The sequence below is a fragment of the Acidovorax sp. 106 genome (assembly GCF_003663825.1).
GTDB lineage: Bacteria > Pseudomonadota > Gammaproteobacteria > Burkholderiales > Burkholderiaceae_C > Acidovorax.
Map to the genome: position 1 here is coordinate 1,769,103 of NZ_RCCC01000001.1, position 23,952 is coordinate 1,793,054.

Annotated in this window: 24 protein-coding genes; 17 read left to right on the plus strand and 7 right to left on the minus strand. The window is 64.2% G+C overall.

Annotated elements, in window-relative coordinates; all coding sequences use genetic code 11:
• Positions 1–67 precede the first annotated feature (67 nt).
• The 3 genes from C8C98_RS07810 to C8C98_RS07820 all read left to right on the plus strand — a co-directional run bounded on the left by C8C98_RS07810 (position 68) and on the right by C8C98_RS07820 (position 5,039).
• Positions 68–2,482 carry a cation-translocating P-type ATPase gene (locus C8C98_RS07810; RefSeq protein ID WP_121453794.1) on the plus strand — a complete coding sequence of 805 codons (2,415 nt, stop codon included), beginning with the start codon at positions 68–70 and terminating at the stop codon, positions 2,480–2,482.
• 119 nt (positions 2,483–2,601) lie between these two features.
• Positions 2,602–4,251, plus strand: a complete 1,650-nt coding sequence (locus C8C98_RS07815) for a methyl-accepting chemotaxis protein (RefSeq protein WP_121453795.1) — start codon at positions 2,602–2,604, stop codon at positions 4,249–4,251.
• Positions 4,252–4,460: 209 nt separating this feature from the next.
• Complete coding sequence (locus tag C8C98_RS07820) at positions 4,461–5,039, plus strand: hemerythrin domain-containing protein (protein WP_121453796.1); 579 nt, start codon at positions 4,461–4,463, stop codon at positions 5,037–5,039.
• A 213-nt stretch (positions 5,040–5,252) separates the two neighbouring features.
• Here the strand turns inward: C8C98_RS07820 and C8C98_RS07825 are convergent, their stop codons facing one another.
• Positions 5,253–6,359, minus strand: coding sequence for an alkene reductase (locus C8C98_RS07825; protein ID WP_121453797.1), 1,107 nt, complete (start codon positions 6,357–6,359; stop codon positions 5,253–5,255).
• A 14-nt stretch (positions 6,360–6,373) separates the two neighbouring features.
• Here C8C98_RS07825 and C8C98_RS21515 point away from each other — a divergent pair, with 14 nt between their 5' ends.
• Positions 6,374–6,604, plus strand: a complete 231-nt coding sequence (locus C8C98_RS21515; protein ID WP_147436341.1) for a hypothetical protein — start codon at positions 6,374–6,376, stop codon at positions 6,602–6,604.
• Positions 6,605–6,631: 27 nt separating this feature from the next.
• Here C8C98_RS21515 and gstA read toward each other — a convergent pair whose 3' ends face one another.
• The 4 genes from gstA to C8C98_RS07845 all read right to left on the minus strand — a co-directional run bounded on the left by gstA (position 6,632) and on the right by C8C98_RS07845 (position 9,785).
• Complete coding sequence (gstA, locus tag C8C98_RS07830) at positions 6,632–7,237, minus strand: glutathione transferase GstA (protein ID WP_121453798.1); 606 nt, start codon at positions 7,235–7,237, stop codon at positions 6,632–6,634.
• A 99-nt stretch (positions 7,238–7,336) separates the two neighbouring features.
• Positions 7,337–8,107 carry a class II aldolase/adducin family protein gene (locus tag C8C98_RS07835; RefSeq protein ID WP_121453799.1) on the minus strand — a complete coding sequence of 257 codons (771 nt, stop codon included), beginning with the start codon at positions 8,105–8,107 and terminating at the stop codon, positions 7,337–7,339.
• A gap of 163 nt (positions 8,108–8,270) precedes the next feature.
• Positions 8,271–8,741: a carboxymuconolactone decarboxylase family protein gene (locus tag C8C98_RS07840; RefSeq protein ID WP_121453800.1), complete on the minus strand. Its 471-nt coding sequence runs from the start codon at positions 8,739–8,741 to the stop codon at positions 8,271–8,273.
• Between the two features lie 141 nt (positions 8,742–8,882).
• The gene (locus C8C98_RS07845) at positions 8,883–9,785 is read right to left on the minus strand and encodes an RNA polymerase sigma-70 factor (RefSeq protein ID WP_121453801.1); all 903 of its coding nucleotides are present in this window, start codon (positions 9,783–9,785) and stop codon (positions 8,883–8,885) included.
• Positions 9,786–10,288: 503 nt separating this feature from the next.
• Between C8C98_RS07845 and C8C98_RS07850 the strand changes: the two genes are divergently transcribed.
• Positions 10,289–12,085 (plus strand): methyl-accepting chemotaxis protein, encoded by a 1,797-nt coding sequence (locus tag C8C98_RS07850; RefSeq protein ID WP_121453802.1) that lies wholly within the window; start codon positions 10,289–10,291, stop codon positions 12,083–12,085.
• Positions 12,086–12,221: 136 nt separating this feature from the next.
• Here the strand turns inward: C8C98_RS07850 and C8C98_RS07855 are convergent, their stop codons facing one another.
• On the minus strand, positions 12,222–12,494 hold the full coding sequence (locus C8C98_RS07855) for a YkgJ family cysteine cluster protein (protein ID WP_121453803.1): 273 nt from the start codon (positions 12,492–12,494) through the stop codon (positions 12,222–12,224).
• Between the two features lie 73 nt (positions 12,495–12,567).
• The gene (locus C8C98_RS07860) at positions 12,568–13,173 is read right to left on the minus strand and encodes an NADPH-dependent FMN reductase (protein WP_121456126.1); all 606 of its coding nucleotides are present in this window, start codon (positions 13,171–13,173) and stop codon (positions 12,568–12,570) included.
• A 254-nt stretch (positions 13,174–13,427) separates the two neighbouring features.
• On the opposite strand from C8C98_RS07860, the gene mnmG reads away from it, so the two are divergent.
• From mnmG to lpoB, 12 genes are all read left to right on the plus strand, one after another.
• On the plus strand, positions 13,428–15,416 hold the full coding sequence (mnmG, locus tag C8C98_RS07865; RefSeq protein WP_121453804.1) for a tRNA uridine-5-carboxymethylaminomethyl(34) synthesis enzyme MnmG: 1,989 nt from the start codon (positions 13,428–13,430) through the stop codon (positions 15,414–15,416).
• A complete protein-coding gene (gene rsmG, locus C8C98_RS07870) occupies positions 15,413–16,084 on the plus strand; it encodes a 16S rRNA (guanine(527)-N(7))-methyltransferase RsmG (protein ID WP_121453805.1) in 672 nt (223 codons plus the stop codon). The genes mnmG and rsmG overlap by 4 nt, the downstream gene beginning before the upstream one ends.
• A gap of 144 nt (positions 16,085–16,228) precedes the next feature.
• Positions 16,229–16,843 carry a LysE family transporter gene (locus tag C8C98_RS07875; RefSeq protein WP_121453806.1) on the plus strand — a complete coding sequence of 205 codons (615 nt, stop codon included), beginning with the start codon at positions 16,229–16,231 and terminating at the stop codon, positions 16,841–16,843.
• Positions 16,844–16,858: 15 nt separating this feature from the next.
• Positions 16,859–17,665, plus strand: a complete 807-nt coding sequence (locus C8C98_RS07880) for a ParA family protein (protein ID WP_121453807.1) — start codon at positions 16,859–16,861, stop codon at positions 17,663–17,665.
• A gap of 28 nt (positions 17,666–17,693) precedes the next feature.
• On the plus strand, positions 17,694–18,236 hold the full coding sequence (locus C8C98_RS07885; RefSeq protein ID WP_121456127.1) for an alpha/beta hydrolase: 543 nt from the start codon (positions 17,694–17,696) through the stop codon (positions 18,234–18,236).
• Positions 18,233–18,508, plus strand: a complete 276-nt coding sequence (locus C8C98_RS07890; protein ID WP_121453808.1) for a hypothetical protein — start codon at positions 18,233–18,235, stop codon at positions 18,506–18,508. Before C8C98_RS07885 ends, C8C98_RS07890 begins: the two co-directional genes overlap by 4 nt.
• A gap of 18 nt (positions 18,509–18,526) precedes the next feature.
• The gene (locus tag C8C98_RS07895) at positions 18,527–18,823 is read left to right on the plus strand and encodes a cupin domain-containing protein (protein WP_121453809.1); all 297 of its coding nucleotides are present in this window, start codon (positions 18,527–18,529) and stop codon (positions 18,821–18,823) included.
• 57 nt (positions 18,824–18,880) lie between these two features.
• A complete protein-coding gene (locus tag C8C98_RS07900) occupies positions 18,881–19,798 on the plus strand; it encodes a ParB/RepB/Spo0J family partition protein (protein ID WP_121453810.1) in 918 nt (305 codons plus the stop codon).
• A gap of 346 nt (positions 19,799–20,144) precedes the next feature.
• Positions 20,145–20,888, plus strand: coding sequence for a class I SAM-dependent methyltransferase (locus tag C8C98_RS07905; RefSeq protein WP_121456128.1), 744 nt, complete (start codon positions 20,145–20,147; stop codon positions 20,886–20,888).
• 340 nt (positions 20,889–21,228) lie between these two features.
• Entirely contained in the window at positions 21,229–22,749 is a 1,521-nt protein-coding gene (locus C8C98_RS07915; RefSeq protein WP_121453812.1) for a COG3014 family protein, read from the plus strand.
• A 57-nt stretch (positions 22,750–22,806) separates the two neighbouring features.
• Positions 22,807–23,202 (plus strand): YcfL family protein, encoded by a 396-nt coding sequence (locus C8C98_RS07920; RefSeq protein ID WP_121453813.1) that lies wholly within the window; start codon positions 22,807–22,809, stop codon positions 23,200–23,202.
• 49 nt (positions 23,203–23,251) lie between these two features.
• The gene (gene lpoB / locus C8C98_RS07925) at positions 23,252–23,863 is read left to right on the plus strand and encodes a penicillin-binding protein activator LpoB (RefSeq protein WP_199726569.1); all 612 of its coding nucleotides are present in this window, start codon (positions 23,252–23,254) and stop codon (positions 23,861–23,863) included.
• The last annotated feature ends 89 nt before the right edge of the window (positions 23,864–23,952 follow it).

Below are 23,952 nucleotides of genomic sequence, written 5' to 3' on the forward strand. Positions count from 1 at the left end.
TGAAAAAGAGGGTTGATAGGGCGCAAGCCTTGACCTTCACATGGCGTCAAGGGTTACTGTGGGGCCTATGACGACCTCCAATCCCACCCCATCCTCCACCCCACCCCCCGTTTCTTCCACTGCGACCGAAGCCGCCCTGTCGCTGGACCTGGGCATTGGCGGCATGACCTGCGCGAGCTGCGTGGGCCGTGTGGAGCGGGCCTTGCGCAAGGTGCCCGGCGTGCAAGATGCCACGGTGAATCTGGCCACCGAGTCGGCCCGTGTCTCTTTTGCCGCCGTTGAGGCAGCGGCCATGGAGGCCCAGCTGCGCCGCGCCGTGCGCAATGCGGGCTACGAGCCGCGCGCTGCCGATGCGGGTGATGGGCCTGAGGACGCTTCGCCCTGGGCCGGGTTTTTGCCTGTGGCGGTGGGGCTGGCGTTGTCGGCACCGCTGGTGCTACCCATGTTGGGCGACCTGTTTGGGCAGCACTGGATGTTGCCCGCCTGGGTGCAGTTTGCGCTGGCCACGCCGGTGCAGTTCATCCTGGGTGCGCGGTTTTACAAAGCAGGCTGGGCGGCGGCCAAGGCGCTGAGCGGCAACATGGATTTGCTGGTGGCGGTGGGCACCAGCGCGGGCTGGGGCTTGTCGATGTGGCTGTGGCTGACGGCGCCGACCGATCACCCCGGGCATGTGCCCCATTTGTACTTCGAGGCCTCGGCCGTGGTGGTCACGCTGGTGCTGCTGGGCAAATGGCTGGAGGCGCGGGCCAAGCGGCAGACCACCGCTGCCATCCGCGCGTTGCATGCGCTGCGGCCGGATGTGGTGCATTTGCTGTCTAAAACCGGCGAGGTGGATGTGCCCGTGGCTGAGGTGCTGGTGGGCGACCGGCTGGTGGTGCGCCCTGGCGAGCGCATTGCCGCCGATGGCGTGGTGGCCGAGGGGCAGACGCAGGTGGATGAATCGATGCTGACCGGCGAGCCCTTGCCTGTGGCGCGCGAGGTGGGTGGGCGGCTGACGGGCGGTTCCATCAACGGCGAGGGCCGCGTGGTGATGCAGGTGCAGGCGGTGGGGGCCGAGACGGTGCTGGCGCAAATCATCCGTTTGGTGGAAGACGCCCAGGCCGCCAAGGCGCCGCTGCAGCGGCTGGTGGACAAGGTGTCGGCCGTGTTTGTGCCGGTGGTGCTGGGGCTGGCGCTGATCACCTTGCTGGGCTGGCTGGCTGCGGGCGCGGGGGCCGAGGTGGCCCTGATCCACGCCGTGGCCGTGCTGGTGATTGCCTGCCCCTGTGCGCTGGGGCTGGCGACCCCGGCGGCCATCATGGCGGGCACGGGCGTGGCCGCGCAGCACGGCATTTTGATCAAGGACGTGCAGGCGCTGGAGGTGGCGCACCAGGTGGACACTGTGGCCTTTGACAAGACCGGCACGCTGACGGTGGGCCAGCCCCGCCTGGTGGCGCTGGAATTGGTCCCGGGCGCGGATGAAACCACCGTGCTGGCCGCCGTGGCCGGGGTGCAAGGCGGCAGTGAACACCCCCTGGCCCGCGCCGTGGTGGCTGCTGCCCAGCAGCGCGGTGTGCAGGCCGCCAATGCCGTGCATGCCGACGCTGTGCAAGCCGTGCGTGCAGTGCCTGGGCGTGGCACTGAGGGCGTAGTGGCTGGGCAGACCTGGCACATCGGCAGCTTGCGCTGGATGCAGGAGCTGGGTGTGGGGCTGGAAGCAAAGCAGGGCGCAGAGCTGAATGCGGAGCAGCGCACAGCGCACGGGGCACAGGCACAACCCGCAGGGGCCGCGCCGCACCCGCTGGCGGCACGTGCGCAAGCTTTGCAGGCCGAGGGCTACACCGTGTCGGCCGTGGCTACAGATGCCAAGGACACACCGCAGGGCTTGCAGGTGCTGGCGCTGTTGGCGTTTGGCGACGAGCCCAAGCCTGGCGCACGCGAGGCGCTGGCGGCGCTGAAGGCGCGGGGCATTCGCACGGTGATGATTTCGGGCGATAACCGGGGCGCGGCCGAGGCCATGGCCCGCCGCCTGGGGCTGGACCCTGCGGCCGGTGAAGTGATGGCCGAGGTGCTGCCGGGCGACAAGGCGCAGCAGATACGGCTGTTGCAGCAGGGCAACGTCATAGATGTAAAAACCGCCGGGGCCAGCGCCCCACGGCGCCACATTGTGGCGATGGTAGGAGACGGCGTTAACGATGCCCCCGCATTGGCCGCTGCGGACGTGGGCATGGCCATGGGCAATGGCACCGATGTGGCCATGCATGCGGCGGGCATCACGCTGATGCGGGGGGACCCGATGCTGGTGGCTGCAGCGCTCGATATCTCGCGGCGCACGGTGCGCAAGATCCGCCAAAACCTGTTTTGGGCCTTTGCGTACAACGTGGCGGGCATTCCGCTGGCGGCGTTGGGCTACCTCAGCCCTGTGGTGGCGGGGGCGGCCATGGCCCTCAGTTCGGTGAGCGTGATGGCAAATGCCCTGCTACTCAAACGCTGGCGCATGTGATAAACCACATGGCCGGAGCCCGTGATGTCTGGCAAACTGCAACAAATAGTTTCAGAAAAGTAAACTAAAAATTGGCAGCGTCGGCTCTGTTGGCGTATCTCTCTTGAGGAAGGCAAATCATGAATCTCTTTTCGCTCATGCGGCTGTTCACCATCCGTTTTCGCATGCTGGGCGCTATTGGTGTGGTGTTGGGCTTGCTGGGTTTGTTGGGTGGTGCGGGCATGTTGGGCATGTTTCGCATCTATTCCATGAGCGAGGACTTCATGCACCACTCCTTCCAGGAGGTGTCCCACATGGCCCAGTTGCACGCAGCGATGGGGGCCATTCGCCAGCATGAAAAGGACATGATCATTGGCTACGAAAAGCCCGAAGCCGTGAAGGCCGCGCACGCCAAGTGGCTGGAGAGCCAGGAAAAGGCCAAGAAGATTGCCAACCAGTTTTTGGAAGGCGATGAGGATGTGGACAACCCGGTGGTGCGGGAGGTCATCAAGCGGCTGGACAGCTACAAGGAGGCCTTTGCCCATGTGGCGCGGCAGCTGGAGGCTGGGGGCTACGACACCGCCACTATTGCCAACCGCATGAGCGGCAAGGCCGTGGCTGAGTTTGCCGAGGCCGACAAGTTGATGGTGCAACTTGATGAGGTGCTGCGCGCTGAGGTGAAAAACTCAGTGGCTGAGCAACAGACCGTTTCAGAGCAGACGAAGTGGCTGTTTGCGCTGGCGGTGCTGATCACCGTGGTGGTGGTGGTGCCGCTCACGTTGCTGAACATGCATTCCATCTGCAAACCTTTGGACGAAGCCCAGCGCGTTGCCAAAGCGATTGCAGGCGGGGATTTGTCGCAGTCCATCCGCTCTGAAGGGCGCGATGAGGTGGCCGATTTGCTGCGCGCCTTGGCCGACATGCAACAGGGCCTGGGCACGCTGGTGGCGCAGGTGCGCGACGCCAGCGGCAACATCGCCACGGCCAGCCAGGAGATTGCCACGGGCAACCAAGACCTGTCGCACCGCACCGAGCAAACCGCCAGCAATGCCCAGGCGGCGGTGAGTTCGCTGTCACAAATCACAGCCACGGTGCAGCAAACGGCGTCTTCCTCGCAAATGGCCAACCAGCTGGCGGCCTCTGCATCGAGCACGGCCACGCGGGGTGGCTCGGTGGTGGAGCAGGCGGTGTCCAGCATGCACGAGATCTCGGCTTCCAGCCGCAAGATCGGCGACATCATCGGCCTGATCGATTCGATTGCCTTCCAGACCAACATCCTGGCGCTGAACGCCGCCGTGGAAGCCGCCCGCGCGGGCGAGCAAGGCCGAGGCTTTGCCGTGGTGGCCAGTGAAGTGCGCAGCCTGGCCCAGCGCTCGGCCGCTGCGGCCAGCGACATCAAGGTGCTGATCCAGAGCAGCGTGACCGCCGTGAACGGCGGCGTGCGCCATGTGGAAGACGCGGGCACGGCCATGAAGGACATCGTGAGCAGCGTGCAGCGCGTGGGCGACATCATTGGCGAGATCACGGCAGCGGCTTCAGAGCAGTCTGCGGGCATCGGCCAGGTGAACCAGTCGGTGGGCGAGATCGACCGCATGACCCAGCAAAACGCAGCGCTGGTGGAAGAGTCTGCCGCCGCCGCCGAATCCTTGCGCGAGCAGGCCGCACGCCTGTCGCAGGTGGTGCAGCAGTTCCGTTTGTCGGCAGCCATGGACCATCACCAGCACGCCGCTGCGCCTGCCCCGCAAGGTTTGTCTGCCCCTCGCTCTGGCCCGCGCGCCTTGCTGGGCTGATGTGTTGATGTGTTGACTGGCGGATGCCCAGCGAGTTGGGCTTGCTGCCTATTTTGCAAACCCCCACTGGTTGGGGGTTTTGCTTTTTGGAGCCCTCGTTTTGTGCCGTCCAGTGTCCGACGCCCTGGCATTTGTTGACCTGCGTCAGGCATGGGCTGGCGCAGCCGTGGCACGCTCGCCGCTTCGTTCACCCGCCCAGCGATTGCCCTATGCCTCCCGTCAGTTTGCAGATCATCCGTGAAGAACATGCATCGCTTGCAGCGGTGTTGCAATCGCTGAGGCTGCTGATGGACCAGGGCCCTGGAGACAACCCCGCCACGTTTTTTGATGTGACGCGCGCCATGTTGTTTTACATCGACGAGTTTCCTGAACGCCAGCACCACCCCAAAGAATCCGAGTGTCTCTTCCCCCGGGTCGCGTTGTGCGCGCCCCATGTGGCCGAGGTGATTGCCCGGCTGGACAAGGAGCACGAGAGTGGCGAGGCAGCGGTGCGGGAGCTGCAGCACCTGCTGCTCGGCTGGGAGTTGATGGGCGAAGGGCGGCGCGAGGCGTTTGTGCAGGCCCTGGGGCGCTACATCGACTTCTATTTGAATCACATGCGCCTGGAAGAAACCCAGGTGCTGCCTGCAGCGCAGGCGTACCTGGGCCCGGAAGACTGGGCGGCCGTGGATGCGGCGTTTGCCACCAACACCAACCCCCTCACGCACGGCCGCCCGCGCGACCCGGCGTATGACCGTCTGTTCACCCGCATCGCAATGCGGGCCCCCAGCCCGATAGGACTGGGCTAGGAGTCTGCGCGGCAGAAGGAGCATCGGCTGCAACGTGCGATAAACCGGTCTCGCGCGGTACTACCTCCTGCGCCCAGGGGGCCACCCTGGGCTTGTCGGTAGCACCACGCGATCCTCGGTTTTCGCGCGTTTCGCTTCGATGCCTTCTGCCGCGCAGACTCCTAGCAAGCCCCGGGGCGGCTTTGCCGCCGATGTGGGGCGCTGTGCTGTGGTTCAGCCCGCCGTGAGTGTCGGGTAGTCCGTATACCCCTCGGCCCCGCCACCGTACAGCGTGGCACGGTTGAGTTCGTTGAGCGGCGCGTTTTGCTTGAGGCGTTGCACGAGGTCGGGGTTGGCGATGAAGGGGCGGCCAAAGGCCACGATGTCGGCCCCGTGGGCCAGTGCCGATTCGGCCAGTGCCCGGTCGTAGGCGTTGTTCACCATCCAGGCGCCCTTGCCGCCCGCGGTGCGGTAGGCGGTGCGCATTTCGTCGTAGCTGAAGGGGCGGTCTGCCAGCTCGCGGGGGCCGCCGGTAGCGCCTTCGATCACATGGATGAAGGCCAGGCCCAGCTTGGCCAGTTCGCACGCCACGTAGTCAAACAGCAGCTGCGGGTTGGCGTCCACGATGTCGTTGGCGGGGGTGACGGGCGAGAGGCGGATACCGGTGCGCCCGCCGCCGATTTCGTCCACGATGGCGCGGGTCACCTCCAGCAACAGGCGCGCGCGGTTTTTGATGCTGCCGCCGTAGTCGTCGGTGCGCTGGTTGGCGCCGGTCTTGAGGAATTGGTCGATCAGGTAGCCGTTGGCGGCGTGGATTTCCACGCCATCAAACCCGGCGGCAATGGCGTTGCGCGCGGCGTGGCGGTAGTCCTGCACGATGCCGGGCAACTCTTCAGCGTCCAGCGCGCGGGGCTCGGACGTTTCCGTGAAGGTAGGCACGCCGTCTTTGATGAGCACCGTCTTGGCATGGGCGCGGATGGCCGAAGGGGCCACGGGCTGGGCGTTGCCGGGCTGCAGCGAGGTGTGCGAGATGCGGCCCACATGCCACAGCTGCACCACAATCTTGCCGCCCGCCTGGTGCACGGCGCGGGTCACCTTTTTCCAGCCGTCCAGCTGCTCTGTGCCGTACAGACCTGGCACATCGGCATAGCCCTGGCCCTGGGGGCTGATGGCGGTGGCCTCGGAGATGATCAAGCCCGCGCTGGCACGCTGCGCATAGTAGGTGGCGACCAGATCGGTGGGAATGGCCTCGGGCGAGCGGTTGCGGGTGAGGGGGGCCATCGCAATGCGGTTGGCCAGGGCGATGTCACCGGCTTGGGTGGGTTCGAACAGGGAAGTCATGGACACTTTCCGCAATGAAGATTGCATACGATGGATCACCCCCCAAGCGTACTGCTGCTGGCCAAAACGTGCCGCCCGAATGCGTCAATAAGGATTCTCTTTTTGTGGTGACTCAAGGGACTTTGAGGGAGGGCAGCACAGCGGCGTTTCACGTGGAACCTTGCCTTGCCTTGCCTTGCCTTGCCATGCCGCTGATGGTCCGGCCCATGAAAAAAGCGCAGCCTCCTTGCGAAGGTCTGCGCTGATGGGGGCTGGGTGCAGGGCGTTGCCGCTTACTTGAGCAGACCTTCCGCCTTCAAAGCCGCCTGCACGCCGGCTCGCGCCTCCATGCGTTGCTTAAAGGCTTGCAGGTTTGCCAGGCCCGAGGTGTCCACGCCCACAAACTGGCCCCAGCGCGAGACGGTGTACAGGTAGCCGTCGGCCACGCTGAAGCTGCCCAGCAGGTAGTCCTTGCCCGCCAGTTGCTTATCGACCCACGCAAAGCGGCTTTGCAGGCGCTCGCGCACGATGGGCTTGTACTCTTCTGGCGTGCCCGGGGCAAACAGCGGGCTGTGGCCCTTGTGCAGCTCGGTGCCGATGAAGGTCAGCCACTCTTGCAGGCGGTAGCGCTCCATGGTGCCGTTGGCAGGGGCCAAGCCCTTGCTGGGCACCTGGTCGGCCACATACTGCACGATGGCGGGGCCTTCGCGCAGGCGCTCGCCGTTGTCCAGCTCCAGCACGGGCACGTAGCCCAGTTCGTTGATGGTGTAGAAGTCGGTGCCGTCTTGCAGCTTGTGCGTCTTGGTGCTGGCCAGCACGGCATCAAACGCCAGGCCCGCTTCGTGCAGTGCGATGTGGGGCGACAGCGAGCAGGCGCCGGGGGAGTAATACAACTTCATCCATGACTCCTATGTGTTGTGAAGGAAGGCCGCCATCGTAAGGCGGCGCAGTGCTTTGTGCCGCCTACAGGGCATTGCGGCGCTGTGGTGTGCTGGGTCTTACTCGTCAAAGCCCGGTGCTTCCCGCTGCACCTTGCGCAGCAGCGCAGGCCAGGCAAAGGCACCACCGAGCCCGCCCGTCTGCACGCGCATGGCCTGGGCTACGCCACTGACGATGCGCGGGTCCACGGCAATCAGCTCGCCACCGGCCTGCGCGTCGATCTGGATGCGGCAGGTGTTCTCAAAGGTGTACATCGACAAGAACGCATCGGCAATGGTTTTGCCTACCGTGAGCAGCCCGTGGTTGCGCAGCATGAGGAAGTTAGCCTGGCCCAGGTCGGCCTGCAGGCGCGGCTTTTCTTCGTCACGAAAGGCCACGCCCTCGTACGCATGGTAGGCCAGCGAGCCCAGCACAAAGGTGCTTTGCTGGCTGATGGGCAGCACGCCGCCTTTTTGTGCGCTCACGGCCACACCGGCGCGCGTATGGGTGTGCAGCACGCAGCCTGCCTCCGGCCGGGCCTCGTGCACCGCGCTGTGGATCACAAAGCCCGCCGGGTTCACCGGGAAGGGCGAGTCGTGCAGCTTGTTGCACTGCATGTCCACCTTGATAAGGCTCGATGCCGTGATCTCGTCAAACATCAGCCCATAGGGGTTGATGAGGAACTGGTGCTCAGGCCCCGACACCGATTCAGGCAGCTTGGCGCTGATGTGGGTGAAGACCAGATCGCTCCAGCCGTACAGGGCCACTAGGCGGTAGCAGGCGGCCAGGTCGCAGCGCAGTTGCCATTCTTCGGCGTGGACGCTGTCTTTCAGCGAGGGGATGGAATGCATGGGAGTGTCTCCAGATGTGGGTGAAGACACTGTAGGCCGCCCGCGCCAGCGTGGCTGTCAGGCACGCTACACAGGCGGTGGGCGTGTTGGCCCGCTTGATTATTCAAAAATAATAGCTGCCAGCGCTGGTTGGATAAGCGCTGGCAGCCTATTTGGCTTGAAATCACGCCACGGGCGTTTGCGGGATCGGCGCACGCATGCCTGCGTTGATCAGGTTCCAGGCGTTGATGATGGCAATGGCAAAGCCCAGGTCGGAGATTTCCGCATCGCTGAACACGGCCTGCAGCTGGGCAAACTCTTCGTCGCTCGCATCGCTGTGGGGCGTGGCGGTGATGACCTCGGCCCAGCGCAGGGCGGCGCGCTCGCGGTCGCTGAAGAACGGGGCCTCGCGCCAGGCGGCCACGGCGTTCAGGTGACGGGGCTCCATGCCGTCTTTGACGAGCACATGCCAGTGCATGTCCATGCAATAGGCGCAGCCGTTGATTTGCGACACGCGCAGGAACACCAGCTCGGTCAGGCGCAGGCCCAGTGGGCCTTTCTTGACGGTGTCTGACAGGTTCACCAAGCCCATGAAGGCCTTGGACGACAGCTGGTGGTAGGGCAGGCGGGCGGTGTGGGGGGTGCTGGAGGTCATGTCAGGTCCTTAGGTTGGAAGCGTTGGGGTGCAAGTGCAAAGGGGCATGAATGCGGCCAGGTGGCCTGTTCATGTCCATAAGACGCAGCCCGTGCGGTGTTTGTGACAGCGCAGGGCCCCAACGCCCCATTCCCTGGAGCATCAGTCCAGCGTGGTGGCAATGCCGGTGAGCTTGTCGGGGTTGCGCACGGCGTAGATGGCCACGATGCGCTCGCCGTCCGTCACAAACGCCTGGGCGGATTCGATGCGGCCCTCCACGTAGCGCAGCAGCCCCGGCTCGCCGTTGATGAGCGCCATGCGGTACGCCACCTGCGGTCCCAGGCGGAGGAACAGCGCCCAGTACAGGTTGGCAATGCGAAACGGCCCCACCAGTGGCTTGGGGAAGGACGGCACCTTGCCGCCGCCGTCGCCAATGAGCTGCGCATCCTCGCTGATCAAGGCCTCGATGGCGTTGCGGTCGCCACTGTGGGCGGCCTGCATGAAGCGCTGCAGCAGCTGTTGGTGCACCGTGCGCGGCACCTCAAAGCGCGTGCGCGCCTGCTGCACCCGCTCGCTGGCGCGGTGCACCAGTTGGCGGCAGGCGGCCTCGGTTTTGCCTAGCTGCGTGGCAATGTCGGCGTAGTCGTAGTCAAACACCTGGCGCAACAAAAATGCCGCGCGCTCCTCAGGCCCCAGCCGCTCCAGCACGTACAAGAACGCCACCGACAGCTCCCCCGCCAGCTCGGCCGCCGACTCTGGTGTGTGGTGGTGCTGCGCGCCTGCCTGCTGTTCAACCAGCGGCTCGGGCAGCCACCAGCCCACATAGGCCTCGCGCTCGGCCTTCAATGCGCGCAGCCGGTCAATCGACAGGCGCGTCACCACCGTTACCAGCCACGCCTCGGCCGACTGCAGCGCGGCGGTGTCCTGGCGGCTCCAGCGCAGCCAGGCGTCCTGCAGCGCATCCTCGGCATCGGCCCGCACCCCCAGCATGCGGTAGGCCAGCCCGAACAGGCGAGGGCGCAGGGTGGTGAAGGGGTCTGCTGTGGGCGCTATTGGGGTTGTCATGGTGTGGGCAATGGACGGGGTTAAAGCCTGGCTTGGCTACTTGGCCTTGTCAGACGTGCGCGCCCATTGGTTTGTGACAGTGGATCGTGGGTGCTCTTAATTTGATAGCTGTAAGCGCCCATAGCACAAGCGATGTGACCTTTTCATCGAAATGATTCACCGCGCGCTGCCTGCGTTGTTGTCTGCCCAAACAAGCAAGCTCCCAGAAAGCTGACCTGAAATCTTGCAAAAACTGAGGTTCAGCAATGGTTGCGAAGGTCACTGCAGAAATACATATTTGTTAATTTTTGACATTTGGTGATAGTATTTTTTGATGCAGATCAAAGATTTTCCATGGTCTTTAAAGACCGAAGCTGCAACAGGCGTGCAAGAAGCAGCACGTTGAGCACATGGTTTTGCCGGACTTGGCCGGGCCAGGGCTGGTGAGAGGGTGAGCGTTGAATCAGGCGGCCACGTGTTCGCTGGTGTGCCGTGGCCTGGAAACCAAACGAATGGGGAAATCTATGAAGAACTGGAAAATTTCGACCCGCCTTGCAGGAGCCTTTGCGGCCATGGTGCTGCTGATGATGGTGTTGGGCGGTATCAGCTGGGTGCGTTCTGGCCACCAGCGGGCTGCTTTGAATGACGTGGTCAGTGTGCGGATTCCCATCACCAAAGCACTCGCAGTATTGGATGACGGGGTGAGTGTGCAGGCGATCCAGTTTCGGAATGTGGCCATCTGGGATACCGAGGAGATTCGCCAGCGGGCATTCACCCAGATTGCATCGGCCCGCGAAGCCGTGGCCGCGCAGTACAAGCAATTGGACAGCTTGGTGACTTCGCCTGAGGGCAAAGACAAACTGGCCAAGATGCAGGCGGGGCGTGCCAATTTTCTGAAGGTGAGTGACCAGTACCTTGCCCTGATCAAGGAAGGGCGAAGAGATGAAGCGCTGCAGATGCTGGAGAAGCAATTGCGCCCAGTCCAACTGGAATACCAGGATTTGATCGAGACCCAGCTCGACTTTCAGAACAAGATCACCCAGGCCGCTGGAGTGAGGGCTGAGGACGAGGCCTCAGCCCTGCAACGGGATGTTTTGATTGCCTGCGCCGTGATTTTGGGCTTGGCCCTCTTCCTGGCGATGGCCATCATCCGCTCCATCACCGCCCCCCTGTCACGCGCCGTAGAAGTGGCCGACCAAGTGGCCGCAGGCGACCTCAGCGCCCGCATCGAAGTCACCTCCACCGACGAAACCGGCCAGCTGCTCGGTGCCCTGCAACGCATGCAGCAAAGCCTGGTGCGCACCGTCTCCGTCGTGCGCCAGAACTCAGAAAGCGTGGCCTCGGCCAGCGCCGAGATCGCCTCGGGCAACAACGACCTGAGCGCGCGCACCGAACAGCAAGCCTCGGCCTTGGAAGAAACCGCAGCGTCCATGGAAGAGCTCGGCTCTACCGTGCGCCAAAACGCAGACAACGCCCGCACGGCCAACCAACTGGCCATGAGCGCCTCCACGGTGGCTACGCAAGGCGGAGAAGTCGTGGCCGAAGTGGTGGAGACCATGAAAGGCATCAACGCCAGCAGCAACAAGATTGCAGACATCATCAGCGTGATCGACGGCATTGCGTTCCAGACCAACATCCTGGCGCTGAACGCCGCGGTGGAAGCCGCGCGAGCAGGCGAACAAGGCCGAGGCTTTGCCGTGGTGGCCTCTGAAGTACGCAACCTGGCAGGGCGCAGCGCAGAAGCGGCCAAAGAAATCAAAAGCCTGATCATGGCCAGCGTAGAGCGGGTAGAGCAAGGCACCCTGCTGGTAGACAAAGCAGGTAGCACCATGACCGAAGTCGTCACCGCCATCCGGCGCGTGACCGACATCATGGGAGAAATCAGCGCGGCCAGCAGCGAGCAAAGCGCAGGCGTAGGCCAAGTGGGCGAAGCCGTCACGCAAATGGACCAGGCCACACAGCAAAACGCGGCCTTGGTGGAAGAAATGGCGGCAGCGGCCAGCAGCTTGAACAGCCAAGCGGGCGAATTGGTGAACGCCGTGGCGGTGTTCAAGCTGGCGCACGATGCCAGCTACAGCGCCCCCAGTGCCCCTGGCGCCAGCTACAGCCCCCGCGCCAGCAGCGCCAGCACCTTGGGCAAAAGCCCCAGCGCCCGGCCTGCGCTGAGCAAGCCCAAGGCGACAACGGCAAAAGCGCCAGCCCAAAGCAAGCCAGCAGCGAGCTTGGCAGCGCCTCAAGCGACGGCGCCTGCACCCAAGGCAACGCCAGCACCCAAGGCAGCGAAGGCAGGGGGCAATGACGATGAGTGGGAGAGCTTCTGAGTTGAGCTGACCGGAGTTGGACGTGAAAGGGCCTGGGGGAGGGCATTGCCTTTCTGCTGCCATTACGCCAGCCGCTAGCAAAGCACGCCCAAGGGCGTGCTTTTTTATGCCTGTGCCCGCCCCAAGCCGCAGCAGGTCAACGCTGCGTTGGGTGGGCTGGCTGGGTCAGTTGTTCCAGTTGCGTCAGATACGCCATGGCCTGTGCGTTGCTGGCACCGCACATCTCAGCGGAGGGCATCAACCCGCCACACACCGCTGGCCGATCGGGTTGGCCAAAGATGCGGCACCGTGCGTACTCATCCAGCTGCACGCAGCGCACCCCCGCGGGCTTGCCGTGCGGCATGCCGGGGATGGGAGAGCTGATGGAAGGGGCGGTGCAGCAGGCGCCGCAGCCAGGGCGGCAATCCATGGGTTTGCTATGGTTTATATAGCTGCTAGCGCTTGCTAAATAAGCGCTAGGGCTTGTTTTGACTCAAATATGTTTAGGATTGGCCTGCAGCGTCGCCGTGCAGGCGGCCTGCGGCCCATAGCACCTGGTCCACCACGGCACGCACGCGGTCGCGGTGGGCGGGCTGGAGCAGGGCGCCGCTGTCATCGAATGCACTGCCTGCCGAGCCCAGGGCAAACGCCTTAGGGGCCAGCCAGCATTCGAGGTTGGTGAGCAAGGGGCCCAAATGGCTTTGCGAACGCAGGCCGCCCAGAGCCCCAGGCGATGCGCTGAGCATGCCCACCACCTTGCCCCGGAAGGAGCGCGTGCCGTCTTGCCAGACCGGGTCGCCCTTGATGGGGCTGGAGGCCCAGTCGAGGGTGTTCTTGAGCAGGGCGGTGTAGCTGCCGTTGTATTCGGGCGAGCAGATGATCCAGGCAGGGTGGTCGAGCAGCACCTGTTTGAGCCGCGCCACATCGGCCGGGGTGCCTTGGGCTTCGAGGTCTGCGTTGTAGAGCGGAATGTCAAAGTCAGACAGCTCCAGCAGCGTAACGCTGGCACCCGCATCGCGCGCGATGGCAGCGGTGGCGTGGGCCAATTTGCGGTTGAACGACTGCTGGCGGGTGCTGCCTGCGAAGATGAGGAGTTGGGCGTTAGGCATGGGTGCCATTGAATCACACCGGGTGGACAGGATTCCTGCGCAGGGGTGTTTCACGTGAAACAAGGGGGCTTGCCGGGGCGCGTTACCACCTGCTCCAAGGGCCATGCGCAGACACAAAGCGCGCAAAGTGGGAAAATCAGGGGTTACCCGCAATCGCCCTGGCCTGCGCCGACAGCACCCTGTGCCCGGCCCGGCAGCGCGATCTTGCTGCTGGTGTTTTTTTATCGGGCCCGCCAGGGCCCCGGAGCGCTCCCATGTTGTACCCCCAGGAATTTGATGTGATCGTCGTCGGCGGTGGCCATGCTGGCACCGAGGCCGCGCTGGCCGCTGCCCGCATGGGCAGCAAAACCTTGCTGCTGTCCCACAACATCGAGACCCTGGGGCAGATGAGTTGCAACCCCAGCATTGGCGGCATTGGCAAGGGCCACTTGGTCAAAGAGGTGGATGCCTTGGGCGGCGCGATGGCGCTGGCGACGGACGAGGGCGGCATCCAGTTTCGCATTCTCAACAGCTCCAAAGGCCCTGCGGTGCGTGCCACACGGGCGCAGGCCGACCGCATTTTGTACAAGGCCGCCATCCGCCGCATGCTGGAGAACCAGCCCAATCTGTGGCTGTTCCAGCAGGCGGTGGACGACCTGATGGTGGAGGGCGACCGCGTGGTGGGAGCGGTGACGCAGGTGGGCATTCGGTTCCGCTCGCGCACGGTAGTGCTGACGGCAGGAACCTTCCTCGACGGCAAGATCCACGTAGGCCTGAATAACTACGCCGCAGGCCGGGCAGGGGACCCACCCGCCGTGTCGCTGTCGGCACGCCTCAAGGAGCTGAAGCTACCGCAAGGGCGCCTCAAAACGGGTACGCCTCCGCGCATTGACGGCCGCAGCATCGACTTCAGCCAGTGCGAGGAGCAGCCCGGCGATGGCATGCCCGGTGGGGTGAACGAAGGCACCGTGCCTGTGTTCAGCTTTATGGGCAATGCGCAGATGCACCCGCAGCAAATGCCGTGCTGGATCACCCACACCAACGAGCGCACGCACGAGATCATCCGCAGTGGCTTTGACCGCAGCCCCATGTTCACCGGCAAGATCGAAGGCGTGGGCCCGCGCTATTGCCCGAGTGTCGAAGACAAGATCAACCGCTTTGCCGACAAGGACAGCCACCAGATTTTCCTGGAGCCCGAAGGCCTGACTACGCACGAGTACTACCCCAACGGCATCAGCACCAGTTTGCCGTTCGACATCCAGTACGACCTGGTGCGCAGCATGAAGGGACTGGAAAACGCGCACATCCTGCGCCCCGGCTACGCCATTGAGTACGACTACTTTGACCCGCGCTCGCTCAAGAGCAGCTTTGAGACGCGCCAGATCCAGGGTCTGTTCTTTGCCGGGCAGATCAACGGCACCACGGGCTATGAAGAGGCGGCAGCGCAAGGCTTGTTTGCGGGCATCAATGCCGCGCTGCAATGCCGTGGCGAGGCCGCCTGGCTGCCCGGCCGGGATGAGGCCTACCTGGGTGTATTGGTGGACGACCTCATCACCAAGGGCGTGACCGAGCCCTACCGCATGTTCACCAGCCGCGCCGAGTTTCGCCTGCAGCTGCGCGAGGACAACGCCGACATGCGCCTGACCGAGGCTGGCCGCAAGATGGGCCTGGTGGACGATGCGCGCTGGGACGCCTTCAGCCGCAAGCGCGACGCTGTTTCACGTGAAACAGAGCGCCTCAAAGCCACCTGGGTGAACCCGCGCAACCTTCCCGCAGCCGAGTCTGAGCGCGTGCTGGGCAAGAGCATTGAGCACGAGTACAACCTGTTTGAACTGCTGCGCCGCCCAGATGTGTCGTACCAGGCGCTGGCCAGTATGGATGGCGGCAAATACACCAGCCCCGGTGTTTCACGTGAAACGCTGGGTGACCTGAGTGAGTCGGTCATTGAACAAGTGGAGATTGCGGCCAAGTACGCGGGCTACATTGACCGCCAGAAGGGTGAGGTGGAGCGTGCTGCCCATTACGAAAAATTGCGCCTGCCCGCCGAGCTGGACTACATGCAGGTGACGGCACTCAGCATTGAGGCCCGCCAGGCACTGACGCGCCACCGCCCTGAAACCCTGGGCCAGGCCTCGCGCATCACGGGCATCACCCCCGCCGCGATTTCGCTGCTGATGGTGCATTTGAAAAAAGGCGGCTTCAAGGACTTTGCCTTGCCTACGGACAAGGTGACGGCCAAGGCCGAGGGCGAGGTGGCTGCATGAGCGCCGTGACCCACGACGCTTTGCAAGCGCGCCTGCAAGAGGGTGCCCAGGCCCTGGGTTTGGCCCTGACCGATGCGCAGCTTGCGCAGTTGATGGAGTTCCTGTCCCTGCTGCAAAAGTGGAACAAGGTCTACAACCTGACGGCGGTGCGCGACCCGCAAGAGATGCTGACGCACCACCTGCTCGACAGCCTGGCTGCCGTGGCGCCACTGCGCCGCCATGTAACGACCTTGGGGCGGGGCGGGGCGGGCGTGAGACTGCTGGATGTGGGTTCGGGCGGTGGCCTGCCCGGTGTGGTGTTTGCCATCTGCTGCCCGGATGTGGATGTGAGTTGCGTGGACACGGTGGGCAAAAAGGCCGCCTTCATCCAGCAAGCGGCGGTAGCACTCAAGCTGCCCAACCTGCATGGCGTGCACGCACGGGTGGAGACGCTGACCACGCCGTTTGACATCGTCAGCTGCCGGGCGTTTGCCTCGCTGCCTGATTTTGTGACTTGGTCGCGCTCGGCCCTGGCCGCGCCGCATGGCGTGTGGCTGGCCATGAAGGGCAAGCACCCTGAGGATGAAATCGCTGCATTGCCTGCTGACGTCGCGGTGTTTCACGTGGAACAACTCACGGTGCCCGGGCTGGATGCAGAGCGCTGTATTGTCTGGATGAAGCCCGCATAAGCTGGTCGGGGCGCGCTCTTCGGGGCTGGTGCTTGGGCCGTGCTGCGTTGGAGGCGCTGCTTCCGAAAAAGCGTCGCTTAAACTCGGCCTTGTTATTGCGCAGTTTTCGCTGCATTCCCCATCGTCACGGCACCGGGAGAAATCATGTTTGGCATTGCTGACTACGGCGCTTTTGTCGCCGCCATTGTGTTGTTCCTGGCCATTCCAGGCCCCGGCAATTTGGCGCTCATCACCTCGACCAGCAAGGGTGGCATTCGCGGCGGCCTGGCGGCCACGATGGGGGTGATTGCGGGCGACCAAGTGCTGATGTGGGCGGCGGTGGCGGGCGTGGCCGCATTGCTGGCCACCTACCCCACAGCGTTTGTGGCGGTGCAGTGGCTGGGCGCTGCCTACCTGGGGTGGCTGGGGTTCAAGATGCTCACGGCCAAGCCCGGTGCCAAGCCGGTGCTGAACATCGAGCCGCGCCACTACTTCAAGCAGGCTGGGTTGATCACGCTGCTCAACCCCAAGGCGATTGTGTTTTACATGGCGTTCTTCCCGCTGTTTGTGGACCCAGCCCACCACCAGGGCCTGCTCACCTTTGGGGTGATGGCGGCCACCGTGGCCGCCTTGACCTTTGTGTACGGCCTGGGGGCCGTATTGCTGACCCACCACCTGGCTGAGCGCATGCGCGCCAACCCCCGCATTGGCCGCGTGCTGGAAAAGCTGGCCGGCGTCTTCCTCATCGGTTTCGGCATCAAGCTGGCCATCTCCAAGTAACTCGAACACCTCCACATGGCCAAAATTTTCTGTATTGCCAACCAAAAGGGCGGCGTGGGCAAAACCACCACCACCGTCAACCTGGCCGCAGGTCTGGCCAAAATTGGCCAACGTGTGCTGATGGTGGACCTGGATCCCCAAGGCAATGCCACCATGGGCTCGGGCGTAGACAAGCGCCAGCTGGAGCTGTCGGTGTACGACGTGCTGCTGGAATCCGCCTCGGTCCAAGAGGCGGCGGTGCTGTCGGACAAATGCGGTTACTGGGTGCTGGGCGCCAACCGCGAACTGGCCGGTGCCGAGGTCGAACTGGTGGCCCTGGAGCACCGCGAAAAGCGCCTGAAGGCCGCGCTGGCCGAGGCCGATGCAGACTATGACTTCGTGCTCATCGACTGCCCTCCGTCCTTGAGCATGCTCACCCTCAACGGCCTGTGCAGCGCCCACGGCGTCATCGTGCCCATGCAGTGCGAATACTTTGCGCTCGAGGGCCTGACCGATCTGGTCAACACCATCAAGCAGGTGCACGCCAATCTCAATGCCGATTTGCAGGTGATTGGCCTGCTGCGCGTGATGTTTGACCCGCGCATCACGCTGCAGCAGCAGGTGAGTGAGCAGCTCAAGGACCACTTTGGCGACAAGGTGTTCAACACCGTCATCCCCCGCAACGTGCGCTTGGCCGAGGCCCCCAGCTACGGCGTGCCGGGCGTGGTGTTTGACCCCTCGGCCAAGGGCAGCCACGCGTTTGTGGACTTTGCCAAGGAGATGGTCGATCGCGTTAAGCGCATGGGGATTGGAGATAAAAAGACCTCCAAGGCGCAACCATAAAGCGCTACAAGCTATAAAAATGATAGCAATTAAGCCCTCCAATGTGCTCCTGTTGCCCGGCTGGCAAAACTCGGGCCCCGACCACTGGCAAAGTCGCTGGGTGCGTCTGCACGGCTACCAGCGCGTGGAGCAGCACGACTGGATGCGCCCGCTGCGTGGCGATTGGTCGGCCCGCCTGGAAGAGACCGTGGCCGATGCCGATGGCCCCGTGCTGCTGGTGGCGCACAGCCTGGGCTGCGTGCTCACCGCCTGGTGGGCCAGCCACACCCGCCACGCCGCCAAGGTGCGCGGCGCGCTGCTGGTCGCCCCGGGCGATGTGGAGCGGCCTGACGTCGCGGCCATGATCCACGGCTGGGCGCCCATTGCGCGCCAGCCTCTGCCGTTCCCGGCCCTGCTGGTGGGCAGCCAGAGCGACCCGTACTGCAGCTACGAGCGCGTGCAGGGCCTGGGCGAGGCCTGGGGTGCGCGGTTTGTGGACTACGGCGAGCGTGGCCATATCAATGCGGAATCCGGGCTGGGCGACTGGGAAGAGGGGCACGGCTGGTTGACCCAGTTGGCCCAGGCGGCATGAGCCGCTGGGCCCTGTGGCGCAAGCGCCCGCCAGCGGCTGACGGCGCACAGCCCTCGGTAGCCCCGCGCCCGCGCCGCCCTGTGCAGCTGTATGTGCCGCTGGATGCGCTGCAAGTGGTGCTGGCCTGGTTACTGCCCAGTGGCGCTGTGGTGGTGGCTGCGTTGGGTCAATTTGCGCTGGCCCTGGTGCTGCTGGCCGTGGCCTGGGGCGTGTGGCTGCGCTTGTGGCGCAGCCGCAAAAAGCGCCGTGCCGCGCAACAGGCCACGCATTGAAACCTGAATCTCCGATTTATGTCCAAAACCCATCTGATTTCGACGGCAGACCAATTACCCCGCGCCTGGAGCTCCAGCATCGTGGGCCAAGCCGCTGGCGCCAAGGTGAAGGTGCTGCGCATGGACGATGCCGCCTACCCCAACGAGTCGCACGACTTTGATGAAGCGCTGCTGGTGCTTGAAGGCTGCATGCGCCTGGACCTGCAAGGGCAGGTCACCGAAGTGGGGGCGGGCGAGGTGTTCATTGTCCCTGCGGGCGTCCCCCACGCGGTGGCGCCCGGCAGCCACGGCACGCTGGTGATCATTGATCGATAAGCCCTGGCGGCCAGACCTTTTCGCTGTTACTGATTCCGAATCATAGAAAGCCATCACATGGTTACCAAGAAACCCAAGGGCCTGGGACGCGGCCTGGAAGCCCTGCTGGGCCCCAAGGTCGAAGAAAAAGTAGAGCAGGCCCAGGCGGCCGAAGCGGGCCTGCCCAGCACGTTGCCGCTGACTGAGCTGGTGCCCGGTGTGTACCAGCCGCGCACGCGCATGGACGAGGGCGCGCTGTACGAGCTGGCCGAGTCCATCAAGGCGCAGGGCATCATGCAACCGATTCTGGTGCGGCGCCTGACGGGCGGCGACAACGCAGGCAAGTACGAAATCATTGCGGGCGAGCGGCGCTTTCGCGCCTCGCGCCTGGCGGGCCTGGCCGAGGTGCCGGTGCTGGTGCGCGATGTGCCCGACGAGTCGGCCGCCGCCATGGCGCTGATTGAAAACATCCAGCGCGAAGACCTGAACCCCCTGGAAGAAGCCCAGGGCTTGCAGCGCCTGGTCAAAGAATTTGGCCTGACGCACGAGCTGGCCGCCCAAGCCGTGGGCCGCTCGCGCAGCGCCGCCAGCAACCTGCTGCGGCTGCTGAACCTGGCCGAGCCCGTGCAGACGATGCTGATGGCGGGCGATATCGACATGGGCCACGCGCGGGCGTTGCTCTCGCTCGATCGCGCCGCTCAGATCACTGCGGGCAACCAGATTGCGGCCAAGAAACTGTCGGTGCGCGAGGCCGAGAGCCTGGTCAAGAAGATTGGGGCCGAGTTCAGCCTGGTGCCGCAAAAGCCCAAGAAAGAAAAGTCCCGCGACATGAAACGCGTGGAGGAAGAGTTGTCGGACCTGCTGATGGCCGCTGTGGAAGTGCGCGTCAAAAAGCGCGTGAAGCGGGCAGGGCGCCTGGAGGACATGGGCGAGTTGGCCATCCAGTTCGGCTCCATCGAAGAACTCAACGGCCTCATCGAGCGACTGCGCGGCTGAGTAGTTCACAGCGCAGCCCCGTGGCGGGTGCCGATTGCGCCATGGGGCGCCCCAGAGAGCCCTGGCTGCAATGGTCTTTGGCCGGGGCGCGTTGACAGCCCGGCGGGCGCGAATGTGAACTTTGGCACAACCCTGGCATTGGCGAGGGCCTGAGGGCCCCAGAAAACACACCCAACCGGCCTACACTGCCCGCTGCAGACCGGCGCCTGGAGCGCGCCGTGCTTCCGCCTGCCCTCGCCATGAACCACCCTTGTCTTGATTGCATTGCCTTGCCTTGCCCGCAGCCACGCTGTGGCGCTGCGGTGCGCTGCCGTGCGCTGCCTGGGGCGGATGGGTGCGCATGATGATGGTGTCCCTGCGCCTGCCCTGGCCCTTGCCTGCCTTGCTGGCCTGGGCGGCTGCTTGGCTGCTGTTCATCACGCTCCGGCCCGTGGTGCCCATGCTGTGGGCCATGCTGCTGCCCTGCCTGCTGGGCACAGTGGCCAGCTTGCTGGGTGAAAGCTGGTGGCGGCGCGGGCTGATTGCGGCGGGCTTTCCCTTGTCCCTGGCATTGACAGGCATGGTCACCTTGCCCGCCTGGGCCTGGTTGGTGCCCTTGGCACTGCTGCTGCTGGTGTACCCGCTCAACGCCTGGCGCGATGCCCCCTTGTTCCCTACCCCCCGCCATGCCCTGCAGGCCCTGGCTGTGCAGGCCCCCTTGCCCGCAAACGCGAAGGTGCTGGACGCAGGCTGCGGCCTGGGCGATGGCCTGCTGGCCCTGCGCCACGCCTACCCCGATGCGGTGCTGCACGGTATTGAGTGGAGTTGGCTGCTGCGGGTGGCCTGCGCGCTGCGCTGTCCCTGGGCCCGGGTGCGCCGGGCCGACATGTGGAAGGCCGACTGGAGCGGCTACCAGATGGTGTACCTGTTTCAGCGGCCCGAAAGCATGGCCCGCGCTGCGGCCAAGGCCCAGGCCGAGATGGCCCCCGGCGCCTGGCTGGTGAGCCTGGAGTTTGCGGTGCCTGGCGTGCTGCCCCGCGCCCAGCTGCGAGCCCCGGGTGGGCGGGTGGTGTGGATTTACCGCGTGCCATTGCAGGACCAGCGCCGGTGATCGCCATGGCCGAGCCGCTTGTCCACTCCCACCTGCTGGTGCCGCTGCAGGCCCGCTTGGTTACAGAAAAGATACAACGTTTTGCTACATTCCCGGCTGGCTACATCTGCCAACAGAATTTCCAGAAAACTCACAGCTTGAGGGAGCTGCCTGACACGTTTGCGCGCCGGGAGGGGGCGCACCGTGACACCCGATCCATCCCATTGATTGCCTGGTTTCAATGCGCACTTCGCCCGCCGTTGCGGCGGTACAGCCTTTGCGCGCGTTGGCCTACCGGGCTGGAGGCGATGGGTCCTGCAGGGCTTTCTGAGATCCCGTTTACCGTTCTCCTAGGAAAAAAATGAAAACTCTTGCGCACTTTCGTCCCCGTCTGCTGTGGGTGCTGACGCTGAGCGCGGCCCTGACCGGCTGCGCCAGCATGCAAAGCCATGACAAGCTGGCCACCGACGTGCAGTCGGCAGGCCGCACCGGCGGCATTCCGGCCGCTTTGCAGCAACTGGAGGCATCTGCCAAGAGCGAGGACGACAAGACCGCGCTGCTCTACAACCTGGAACGCGGCGAATTGCTGCGCATGGACCGCCGCTACCAGGACAGCACCAACGCTTTCTTGCTGGCAGACATCAAGGTCAAGGAATGGGAAGAAACCGCCAAGACCAACCCCACCAAATTGATGGGCACCGTGGGCGCGGCGCTGATCAGTGAACGCCTCAAGAACTACGAAGGCCAGGATTACGAAAAGGTGTGGCTTACCACCCGCCTGGCCCTGAACCGCGTGGCCGTGGGCGATTTTGAAAACGCCCGCGTTGACATTAAGCGCACGCACGAGCGCGAGGCCATCATTGCCGAGTTCCGCTCCAAGGAAACCCTGGCGGCGGAAGAAGAAGCCAAGTCCAAGGGCGCCACCGCAGGCGGCAAGGAGCTCAACGGCTACCCCGTTGAAACCCTCAACGACCCCGAAGTGCTGGCACTGAAGAACGGCTACCAGAACGCCCTGAGCCACTACCTGGCGGGCTTCATGTACGAAGTGCTGGGCGAGTCTGGCCTGGCCGCCCCTGGCTACCGCAAAGCCATTGAACTCAAGCCTGAAACTGGGGTGCTGGAAGAGGGCCTGCGCGGCCTGGACAACCGCACCAGCTTCACCTGGAAGCGCCGCCAGCGCATGACGGACGTATTGTTTGTGGTCGAAGCTGGCGACGCGCCTGCGCGCAAGCCCAAGGCCTTCACCATCCCCGTGCCCACGGGCCGTGGCTTGGTCACTGCCAGCATCTCTTACCCCATCATTGAGCCCTCCACGGATCCGCTGCTCACCACGCTGTCGGCCGCTGGCACCAACCTGAAGCTGGAAAAAGTGGTGGACGTGAACGTGATGGCCCGCCGCGCCCTCAAGGACGAAATGCCCGGCATGGTGTTTCGTGGCGTGACCCGCGCTGTGGCCAAGGGCGTGGTGCAAAACGAGCTGCAAAAGCGCGGTGGCCTGGTGGGCGGCCTGATTGGTGCCGTAGCCTCGGCAGCCACCGAAGTGGCCGATGACCGCCTGTGGCGCATGCTGCCCGGCCGCGTCTACATTGCCCGTGGCTACCTGCCCCCAGGTGAGCACGTGGTCAGCGTCAATGGCCGCGCCTTGCCTGACCCGGTCAAGATCGACGGTCAGTACGCACTAGTGCCCCTGCGCTTGTACGAAAACACGGTGCTGATGGGTGACATTGCCAGCCTGGGCAAGCTCGCTCCTGCCGGCTCTGTGCCTGTGGAAGCCGCCGCCCCTGCCGCCAAGCCTGCCGCGCGCACCGCCACACGCACTGCAACCACCAAGCCCGCAGCCAAGTCCCCTGCGGCTGCACCGACACCTACCGCCAAAAACTGAGCGAAATCCGCCCAGTCCATTGGCCCATTTCATGATTTGCCTGAAGGAGTCTTTTGAATGACCAACCGCATCATCCTGAGCGCCATTTGCGCCGCCTGCGTGGGTTTGGCTGGCGCTGCCAGCGCCCAACAACACGATCCTGCCACCCCCCTTGCTGTGGCTTCCAAAGTGGCCCTGCGCGGTGAAGCCAACGGCATCGCTGTGCGCGAGATGCGCCTGGTGCGCAAGAACGACATCCTGGCGGTGCAGGCCGACCTGTCCAGCTCTGTGCGCAGCGACCGCACACTGTTCTACCGCTTCAAGTGGCTCGACAACGTGGGCAACCAAGTCGGTGATGGTGAGTCGTGGAAGCAGCTCACCGTGCTGGGCCTGGGCCAGCAAACCATCAAAAGCGTAGCCCCCACCGGCGCAGCCGTGGACCTGCGCCTGGAAATGAATGTGGAGCCGCGCTGAGCCACCCCCACTTCAAGCACCTTCTGTTTTGTTCAGAGAGATAAACACCATGCAACGCAACTTCCAGCGCACGGCGCTCATCGTGGCCTTTGCGGCCAGCACGCTGGCCCTGTCGGCCTGCCAAAACCTGTCCTCCCCCACCGTGCGTTTTGACCGCCAGGTCAACTACGGCGACGCCAAGGGCGTGGAACTGGTGACCAACGAATTCGGCTCGTCCGACCTGCAGATGATTGCCGAGAAGATGACCGGCAGTCTGCTCGAAACCGGCATCTTCCAGGGTCGTCCCACGGTGACCATTTCCACCGTCAAGAACAAGACCAGCGAGTACATCGACACCACCAACGTGATGAACTCGATCCAGACCGCGTTGGTCAAGTCGGGCAAGGTGCGCTTCACGCGCTCCATCAATGAAATGCAGCAGGGCGTGGACGAGCTGCAGCGCCAAAACCAGAGCGGCCTGTACAAGCAGAACACCACGGCCAAGGTCGGCCAGATGACAGCGGCCAAGTACCAGCTCGAAGGCGAGCTGACCAGCATCGTCAAGCAGAACAACAACACCAAGGACGTGTTCTACAAGTTCACGCTGAAGATGTTCGATGTGCAGGAAGGCACGATCGAATGGCAGGACGAAAAAGAGATTCGCAAAACGAGCAAGAAGTAAAGGAACCCCCTGAGCGGCTTTGCCGCTTCCCCCTTTCTCTCGCGCTTGGCGCGGGAAGGGGGACGCCGCCAGCGCGGCGGGGCGGCCCT